At 35.9% G+C, this 9,413-nt stretch carries 10 protein-coding genes; 7 read left to right on the top strand and 3 right to left on the bottom strand.

Features of this window, described 5'->3' with window-relative positions; genetic code table 11:
• The coding region (locus ACPYKA_RS15360; RefSeq protein ID WP_479543093.1) for a hypothetical protein at window positions 1–363 on the top strand (363 nt) is incomplete at its 5' end.
• Window positions 364–657: 294 nt separating this feature from the next.
• Window positions 658–1,806 carry a thiolase family protein gene (locus ACPYKA_RS15355; RefSeq protein WP_479543092.1) on the top strand — a complete coding sequence of 383 codons (1,149 nt, stop codon included), beginning with the start codon at window positions 658–660 and terminating at the stop codon, window positions 1,804–1,806.
• 607 nt (window positions 1,807–2,413) lie between these two features.
• Here ACPYKA_RS15355 and ACPYKA_RS15350 read toward each other — a convergent pair.
• Together ACPYKA_RS15350 and ACPYKA_RS15345 are read right to left on the bottom strand one after the other, a co-directional pair.
• Window positions 2,414–3,274: a cytochrome c oxidase assembly protein gene (locus ACPYKA_RS15350; RefSeq protein ID WP_479543091.1), complete on the bottom strand. Its 861-nt coding sequence runs from the start codon at window positions 3,272–3,274 to the stop codon at window positions 2,414–2,416.
• Window positions 3,275–3,441: 167 nt separating this feature from the next.
• Window positions 3,442–4,212 carry a rhomboid family intramembrane serine protease gene (locus ACPYKA_RS15345; RefSeq protein WP_479543090.1) on the bottom strand — a complete coding sequence of 257 codons (771 nt, stop codon included), beginning with the start codon at window positions 4,210–4,212 and terminating at the stop codon, window positions 3,442–3,444.
• 133 nt (window positions 4,213–4,345) lie between these two features.
• Between ACPYKA_RS15345 and acpS the strand changes: the two genes are divergently transcribed.
• From acpS to ACPYKA_RS15320, 5 genes are all read left to right on the top strand, one after another.
• Window positions 4,346–4,702 (top strand): holo-ACP synthase, encoded by a 357-nt coding sequence (acpS, locus tag ACPYKA_RS15340; RefSeq protein ID WP_479543089.1) that lies wholly within the window; start codon window positions 4,346–4,348, stop codon window positions 4,700–4,702.
• A 143-nt stretch (window positions 4,703–4,845) separates the two neighbouring features.
• Window positions 4,846–5,874, top strand: coding sequence for a LolA family protein (locus ACPYKA_RS15335; RefSeq protein ID WP_479543088.1), 1,029 nt, complete (start codon window positions 4,846–4,848; stop codon window positions 5,872–5,874).
• A 162-nt stretch (window positions 5,875–6,036) separates the two neighbouring features.
• On the top strand, window positions 6,037–7,149 hold the full coding sequence (gene alr, locus ACPYKA_RS15330; protein ID WP_479543087.1) for an alanine racemase: 1,113 nt from the start codon (window positions 6,037–6,039) through the stop codon (window positions 7,147–7,149).
• A 186-nt stretch (window positions 7,150–7,335) separates the two neighbouring features.
• Complete coding sequence (locus ACPYKA_RS15325; RefSeq protein WP_479543086.1) at window positions 7,336–7,620, top strand: antitoxin; 285 nt, start codon at window positions 7,336–7,338, stop codon at window positions 7,618–7,620.
• Between the two features lie 4 nt (window positions 7,621–7,624).
• On the top strand, window positions 7,625–7,996 hold the full coding sequence (locus ACPYKA_RS15320; protein WP_479543085.1) for a type II toxin-antitoxin system PemK/MazF family toxin: 372 nt from the start codon (window positions 7,625–7,627) through the stop codon (window positions 7,994–7,996).
• 296 nt (window positions 7,997–8,292) lie between these two features.
• Here ACPYKA_RS15320 and ACPYKA_RS15315 read toward each other — a convergent pair whose 3' ends face one another.
• Window positions 8,293–9,291 carry a proline dehydrogenase family protein gene (locus ACPYKA_RS15315; RefSeq protein ID WP_479543084.1) on the bottom strand — a complete coding sequence of 333 codons (999 nt, stop codon included), beginning with the start codon at window positions 9,289–9,291 and terminating at the stop codon, window positions 8,293–8,295.
• Between the last annotated feature and the right edge of the window lie 122 nt (window positions 9,292–9,413).

Genomic DNA, 9,413 nt, shown 5'->3' with positions numbered 1-9,413 from the left:
CGAATTTTAAAGGATGTTTATTATCCAATAAATACGTTAAGTGTCATCTTACTATTTGTTATTGGTGTTTTAAGCATCGCTTTTGGGCTGTATTTCTATAAATTCGCTTATGAAGAAAAAAAGGAAGTTTTTCAGTCAGAATATATGCTAGAGAGGTATATTGAAAAAGGGAAAAAAGTATTAAAGATAGAAGTGATTACAACTAGTTGTATTTTCATAGCTTTTATAATCGTATTGTTGTTATTTCTATTTAATAATTGGCTACCAATGCTACTTTTAGCTATCGCTTTGTTAATCATATTTGTTACATTATTATGCAGACTTCCTGTTGACAGATTTAAATTAAATAAAACAATTACTTAGTGAAAGGAACCTTTAATGTTAAGGTTCTTTTTTGGTAGGTAAATAAAAAACTTTTCTCGACACGCCTAAGTGCAACTTTATTTCTTGCCGTATAGGTTAGGTACAAGTTTTTAACTTATTTCCATAAGTGCAACAATCGCCGAGTCACCGCCATAACGGCTTGCCAGTCGACGTGTTTTCTTTTGTGAATAAGCAAAGTTTTCTAATATGAAGCGTTAAATGTTTACGGAAAATCGTTTCAGAAAAGAAGTAGTAGATGTATAATAATGGTAGAATAGAAAAAGGGGTGTGACGATGCGAGAAGTTGTTATCGTAGAAGGATGCAGAACGGCTGTTGGAAGAAGAAAAGGAGCATTTAGTTCTTACCGGGCCGATGATTTATTTGCGGTAGTTTTAGAAGAACTAGTACGTCGTGCACGTATTGATAAAAGTGATGTGGAAGATGTTATTGCCGGCTGTGTGACGCAAGTGAATGAACAGGCGATGAATGTTGCGCGAACTTCTGCACTTATTGCAGGTTTTCCAGTACATGTTCCTGGTGTGACAATTGATCGTCAATGTGGCTCAAGTCAACAGGCGGTTCATTTCGGTGCACAAGCAATTCTTTCCGGTGATATGGATGTTGTCATTGCCGGTGGCGTTGAAAGTATGACTAGATCACCAATGTTTGCAAATGTGGGAGATACAAAACCAAGTGAAAAACTTACTTCGAAACACCAAATTGTGAATCAAGGAATTTCAGCGGAAATGATCGCGGATAAATGGGGATTCTCAAGACAAGAGCTCGATGAATTTTCGTTAAAAAGCCATACGTTAGCACTGGAAGCGATTGAAAAAGGTAGATACAATGATGAGATCGTTCCTGTTGATGTAAAAGGAGAAAATGGGGAGATGCGCACTGTTTCTATTGATGAAGGTCCAAGAGCGGAAACATCATTAGAAATATTAGGTAACCTTCCAGCCGTATTTAAAGAAGATGGAAAAATAACTGCAGGAAATGCGAGCCAGATGAGTGATGGTGCAAGTGCTGTTCTTTTAATGTCCCGTGAAAAAGCAGATGCATTGGGATTAAAGCCACGAGCAAAAATTGTCGCTCGTACGGTGGTTGGTTCTGACCCGACATTAATGTTAACAGGGCCAATTGAGGCGACGCGACAAGTATTAAAAAAGGCCGGTCTGACACTCGATGATATAGATCGTTATGAAGTAAACGAAGCTTTTGCACCTATACCACTTGCTTGGCTACACGATTTACAAGCTGATCCTGATAAATTAAATGTTAATGGGGGAGCAATTGCATTAGGGCATCCACTTGGCGCAACTGGGACAAAGTTACTTGTTTCTCTACTTCATGAATTAGAACGGATAGAAGGAAAATATGGACTACTCGCAATATGTGAAGGAATGGGAATGGCGAATGCAACAATAATCGAACGAATGTGAAAGTAAAATTGTCGCTAGAATTAATGCTGAATGGCTTGAGCAAATGCTTAGTCACCCGAAATCATGCTGAGTGTCTCAGAAAGATGCTTAGTCGCTCGAACTCATGCAGAGTGTCTCGGAAAGATGCTTAGTCGCTCAGAAATCATGCTGAGTGTCTTAGAAAGATGCTAAGTCGCTCGAACTCATGCAGAGTGTCTTAGAAAGATGCTTAGTCGCTGGAACTCATGCAGAGTGTCTCGGAAAGATGCTTAGTCGCTCGAACTCATGCAGAGTGTCTCGGAAAAATGCTAAGTCGCTCAGAACTCATGCTGAGTGTCTCGGAAAGATGCTCAGTCACTCGAACTCATGCAGAGTGTCTCGGAAAAATGCTAAGTCGCTGGAAATCATGCTGAGTGTCCCAGAAAGATGCTTAGTCGCTCGAAATCATGCAGAGTGTCTCGGAAAAATGCTAAGTCGCTCGAAATAATGCTGAGTGTCTCAGAAAGATGCTTAGTCGCTCGAAATTATGCAGAGTGTCTCGGAAAAATGCTGAGTCACTTAAAATAATGCCGAGTGCAGCTATACATTTGAACAAGAAAAATAAGAAGCCTTAAAACTTGGCTTCTTATTACTTTTTATCTTTATTCAAATGGATGACTACACCTCTGGCATAGCGGATATTCTCCTCATCAACACTACCTTCTTTTGCCTCTTCTTGTTTTCCCCATTTAAATAACATAAATAATAAAGCAAAAGAATAACTTGCTAATTGCAGTATCTTTAATATTCCCCCTGCAAGCTGTTGATCATACACAGAGGTAAGTGCATGAATTATTTCTCGTTCTAAAGGAATATAGGCTGGGAAGTGGGCGTGCTGTATAATTACATAATAGAATCCGATTGGAAATAATGCAATGGATGCTAAAAATATATACAGGGCACGAAGCAAATAGTCGAGCCCTTTTATTTCTGGTACGGGATTAATGATAACCCACCACATAAAAACAGCACTACCAAATAATATTGCTTGGGCAATAAAGGATAAGAAAATATTTGCATGAACGATGTTAAATACTGCTGGAATTAAGTAAATTGTTAGTAAACCATTAAAGGTAATTAATGTTAGCCACGGATGTGCTAGGATTTTAAGCACAAATTTTGTACGATGATTCCAAATATATTGACGTAGAAAATCCACCGGTAAACTTAATATGAGTAAAGGAATTGCGATAAAAAATACGATAGATAATTGTAAAACATGTGCACTGAATAAATAATGAGTAGAAATGATATCCAATGGTGTCGCTTTTACGAAAAATAGTAGGATGATTCCAATGAAAAAATAATATTTTTGACCTCGCGATATAGGATAAAGCGGCGAATAGATTAATTTTTTAATATAAAAATAAGAGACAGCTACAAAAATAATAATCCAGTGCAACTTAAACAGTGCATAGAAAGAATGATGTTCAAGTAAATAACCGAACAATAATTATTCACCACCGCTTCTTTTATAGTATTGATTTGTAGTTATTAACTCCTTTTAAGTACGTGTTCACAAAAGGAGGATAAAAAGTGTCATTTTTACCGGACTTTTTGAACATCCTCTTTAACTATTCTAGCAAAAGTTTGTTAAATCGCCAAAGTAAGTAATTGCTAAAAGAAGCGGCTGAACAATCCTAATAGAACGAGTATACCGAAAATTATCCAAAATATATTTTTCCGAACTTTAACGGGGATAATACGTCGTTTATTCCATCTATTTGGATTAAACTGAACATCATCTGTATTACCTCGGTACCGGGGACGATTTCTTGCCATGGAAAACGGACGAGTATTCGTTAAAATAATTGGGGCAATTGCAAACCCACCAATAAACCCAAAGATATGGGCGGCGATATTGATGTTTGGTTGAATAAAAGTCATCAACAATCCGATGAAAAAAATAATCTTGACGATTTGTGCATTACCAGGATCAATTAAATCTTTGCGAAACAAAACCATAAACATATAAATACCGAATAAACCGTATATCGCTCCCGATGCGCCTAAATGTGGAGTGATGGAAATTGGGTCGATTACAAAAGTCCCTAAATTTCCAGCGATCCCTGTGAAAAAATATGCGAAAATAAATTTTATCTTACCGAGCATTTGCTCTAATGCCGGACCGAATAATACGAGAGCGAAACAGTTAAATACAACATGGCCAATTCCGCTATGAAGAAACATCGGGGTAATAAGACGCCAATAATCACCATGATAAACGGAAAGATTATGGCCAATCCCCCAATTATAAATTGTATAACCGATCGGTAACTGTAATATATCTATTACTAACCATAAAAGAAGATTTATTATGACGATAGTTGATATGACAGGGTAAAAGCGCATAAATTCTTGAACACTTCGTTCTGTACGTATAAACATAACATCCTCCCGAGAAAAATAACTTTGATTTATAATATAAACCTTCTAATACTTGAAGTCATGTATAATGATTACTATAAAGAAGAATAAATATTTTTGCATATGTAGAAAGGTATTGAAAGGTAAATGAAAAATGATTAGTGGAATCGGAATCGATATTATCGAATTACAACGAATTCAAAAAGCAGTGCTTCGAAACAAACGTTTTATTGACCGGATCTTAACTAATAATGAAAAAGAAAGATATATTAGTTTTAAAAAAGAGCAGAGGAAACTTGAATTTTTAGCAGGACGCTTTGCAGCAAAAGAGGCGTTTGCAAAAGCGACCGGAAAAGGCATAGGTAAATTGAGTTTTCAACATATAGAAATTTTACCTGGACCTGAAGGAGCGCCAATTCTTACTGCTCCGGAATACGACTCTAATAAAATATATATTTCCATTAGCCATAGTAAACAATATGCTGTTGCTCAAGTTGTCATCACCAATTAACTCTAACAGTTTTCAAAAAGCAAACAAATACTTTTGCATAAATTGAAAACTTGTCTCATATAGTTTAGTGCAGGTGAGAAGGCGTTACTGTTTGTAAAAACAGGAAATTCCTTTAACGAAAATGAGACAAAGGGGATAGGTGTATGACAAAAAATAAAAGGAATTTTTCGTTCTTAATTTTTATCGGACTACTCTTATTAATTGCTGCTGGTTGTGGAGGCAAGTCACAAGAAAATGTCATTAAAAAAATTGACGGGACTTTAGAGGACATAAGTGGCTATAAAGCAAAAGCAGAAATGACGATGAAAACAGGACAAGAAGAACGAAGCTATGCTGTTGATGTTTGGTTTAAAAAGGGACAAGAAGATTTTTATCGAGTTGGATTGGAAAATGAAGAAGAAGAAGGCGGTCAAGTTATTTTAAAAAATAATGAAGGAGTTTTCGTATTAACACCAGCACTTAAAAAGAGTTTTAAGTTTCAAACAGATTGGCCAGAAAACAGTAGTCAACCTTACTTGTATCAATCACTTGTAAATGATGTGCTTGCTGATAACGATGCTACTTTTACAGAAAGTGAAACACATTATGTTTTTTTAACAAAGACAAACTATCAGAATTCAACAAATTTACCATATCAAGAAGTATACTTTGATAAAAAGAGCTATACGCCTACTGGTGTAAAAATAATGGATAAAGATAAGAATGTCCTTGTTGAAGTCGCATTTGACACAATTGATCTAAATCCAAATTTTGCAAAAGATGATTTCGATCGAGAGAGTATTATAGAGAGTACAATGAATGACATGTCCGTGTCTAATATGGAGGAAATGGAACTTGCGGTTATGTTCCCGCTTAAGACATTAGGAGCCGAATTAGTTGAAAAGCAGGAAGTATCTTTGGATGACGGTGAGCGGGTGATCATGACATTTAAAGGTGATCGTAATTTTACGCTTATCCAAGAAAAAGTTACTTCGGTACCAACATCTGGTGGAGAAATGATCGAAGAAGTAACTGGAGATGTTGTAAATTTAGGCTATAGTATCGGTGCATTAACGAATAATACAATTGAGTGGAACTATAATGGTACGGATTTTTATTTAGCAAGTGATGATATGACAATAGAAGAATTAATCGAAGTTGCATCATCTATCCAAGGTGAGGAAATAAAATAATGGTACGGAGCAGTCTCTAGTGTCCAGAGTCTGCTCCTTTAATTATTATTACAGTAAAGGAAACGCTTACACCAGTTGAAATACATGAATGATTAGCGTAAAATTCAAGTTAAGATTGTTGTTTAAACATATTATAATTATTGAAATGAAAGGAGCGAGCATATGAATAGGTACCGAAACACTTGGGCAGAAATAAATTTAGATGCAATTGGATATAATATACAGCAACTGAAAAATTTACTGCCAGAAAACCGAAAAGTTATGGGAGTTGTAAAAGCGAATGGCTATGGACATGGAAGTGTTAAAGTTGCTAAGACAGCTTTACATGCGGGAGTAGATTTTTTAATGGTAGCCATTCTAGAAGAAGCGGTAAAATTACGCGAACATGGTATTGAAGAACCGATTCTAGTTATCGGTCGAGTACCTCCAGCATATGCACATGTTGCTGCAAATTTAGGAATTACGCTTTCAGTTTTTCAACTCGACTGGTTAGAATCTATAAAGAATGAAAGTTTTGATAAAATCTTATCACTGCATATTGAATTTGAAACAGGGATGAACAGAACGGGAATAGTTACAAACGATCAATTGAAAGAAATTATCAATATGGTCAAAGGAATGGAGAACGTTCGACTCACTGGTGCATACACGCACTTTGCAACCGCAGATGAAATTGGCTCAGAATTATATGAAAAACAGCGCAAGCGTTACGAAGAGATGCTTGAGACACTGACATCGTTATATCCTCATCCAATTATAACGCATATTGGAAATAGTGCTGCTGGAATTCAGTATTCTGAAAAAATGCTTCAATATACTCGATTTGGAGTATCCATGTATGGTCTTTATCCGTCTGCAGATATTAGGGGGATGGAGAATGTTACATTAAAACAAGCTTTTTCTCTTTATAGCGAATTGATTCAAGTTAAAAAAGTAAGCGCAGGCGAATCTGTTAGTTATGGGGCAACATTTACTGCTGATGAGGATGCATGGATTGGTACAGTACCAATCGGGTATGGAGATGGTTGGCGAAGGGCATTGCAAGGGTTTTATGTTTTAGTGGATGGCAAGAAGATGCCAATTGTTGGTAGGATATGTATGGATCTTATGATGATAAAATTAGACAAGCAGTATGAGGTAGGCCAAAAAGTAACCCTTATTGGTGAAGATAATGGTGTGATGATAGAGATGGACGATGTAGCGAATTATTTGGAAACAATAAACTATGAAATACCATGTATGCTCACGGATCGTATCGCAAGAATTTATGTATAATTAATTGAAATTATACCGATATTATTTTCACAGAGTCAATAGTGTAATATATATGAATTTTATGAGTATGTATAATAATGGATTTACTTAAACTGCAATTTTTTAAATTTCCTTTTGCAAAATGATAGCTAAAATGGTACTATTAAATAAGAATTTTATAGGTCGTTTAACTATCGGCGGAGGTGTATGGGGTTGCCAGACAGATTAGAGGAAGTCTTAGTCAGATTACCAAAAAATCTATTCATTGAGGTGGATGGAATGGCAAAGCAAGAGAATAAGGATATTAATGATTTAATTTATCAAGCGACAAAAAATTATGTCCAGTATAAAAAGGAGATTCGTCAGCTTCACGAGTCGATGCAAAAAGGCTACGAGGAAATGGCAAGAATCAATTTAAATCTTTGTTCAGAAGCATTTTTAGCTGAAGAGGAGGCTAAAATTACCTCAGACCGCTTAGTGATCGGGGTGTAGCGATTTGATCGTACAAAGGGGCGAAGTCTATTTCGCTGACCTCTCGCCTGTTGTAGGCTCTGAGCAGGGAGGAGTGCGGCCAGTGTTGGTCATCCAAAACGATATCGGAAATAGGTTCAGTCCAACCGTTATCGTTGCTGCGATTACCGCCCAAATACAAAAAGCAAAGCTACCAACCCATGTTGAAATTAAAGCTGAAAAACATGGGTTTGAACGTGATTCGGTTATTTTATTGGAGCAGATCAGAACGCTAGATAAACAAAGGCTTACAGATAAGATAACGAAATTAGATACAGATACAATGAAAAAAATCAATCATGCTTTGGAAATTAGTTTAGGTCTGGGCTTTAAAAGTATATATGAAGATGATCAATAACGGCTAGTAGCTCCCCATGTTTATAGGATATGAGGGAGTTTTTAATTTGCAGTTTTAAGGGGGTTCTTGATTTTTTTGTGGCTCTCGTGGATAAAATCAAACTATCCTGGATAAAATGTATTCGTGGATAATGTCTTCATCCGTGGTTATGTAGCGATCCTGGCCCTTTGAACAAATCCAACTATACACGGTTAAATCGCAAATTGAGTGGATGAAAACTGTAGCGAAATGAAAATCTAGCGTTAAGGTACATAGGAAAAGCCTCCAGATAACATTGGAGGCTTTTAATTAATGTTTTATTTTTTTCTTCTAGTGAATAAGTATGCGATAGTTGCAAGTGATGCTGCTCCTACAATGATTGGAGTTTTTTTCAATTTATTATCGGATGTATAGAGCTTATCTTTTAAGATTAAGTTAATATTTTGTGGTCGTTCAGCTAACCGCCGCATGAAATAACCGTACCACTCATCGCCAAATGGCAGATAAGTACAGAATAGATACCCTTCATTAGCTAATGATTCCTGCATATCTGTACGGAAACCGTAAAGCATTTGAAATTCAAAGTTATTCTTGTCAATTCCTTCTTTTTCAACAAACAGTTTAAGTTCATTAATAATGTTATGATCGTGCGTCGCAATAGATGTAAAAGCATTTCCTTTAAGTCTTTTCTTTGCAAGCTTTAAAAAGTTTCGATCGATATCTTCTTTAGACTGATACGCAACTTCTTCACTCTCTTTATAAGCCCCTTTTACAATTCGGAGTCGTACATCGTTTAGCTTGTCCATATCTTCTTCGGCATGATAAAAATAAGACTGAATTACTGTTCCAACATTTTTATAATCTTTTAATAGTTCATTTAACACTCGCATTGTTGGGGCATAATGTCCATAATCTTCTGTATCGATATTAATGAAAATATTATATTTATCTGCAGTACCAACAATTTCACGCATGTTTTCTAAACAAAATTCCTCATTAATATCTAAACCAAGCTGTGTCAATTTGACTGATACATGGCAATCTACTTGTTCTTTATGAATGCGTTCAACTACTTCGATAATTTTATTTTTAGCTGCAGTTGATTCCGCTTTCTCCGTAACAAATTCACCTAAATTATCAACTGTACAGCTAATTCCCTTATCATTTAGTCGCTTTACTGATTTCATCACACTGTCAATATCAGTTCCGGCAACAAACTGTTCAGCGCCCAAACTGTACCCCCATTTTTTAGCACTATTATTTAAAAACTTATTATTAGATAATGCGATAAAAAAGTCTCTTGTTAAATTAGCCATCCTTCTCAAAACTCCTTCCAGACTAAATATTACTTGTTTCATTAATAGAGGATGTTCAAAAAGTCCGGTAAAAATGACACTACGTTAGGGGAACTTCGACTAAATACCGACACGTCCTGTGT

It is taken from the genome of Pseudogracilibacillus amylolyticus (SeqCode), assembly GCF_051918545.1.
GTDB lineage: Bacteria > Bacillota > Bacilli > Bacillales > Amphibacillaceae > Pseudogracilibacillus.
This window is presented reverse-complemented; position numbering and strand designations above follow the sequence as displayed.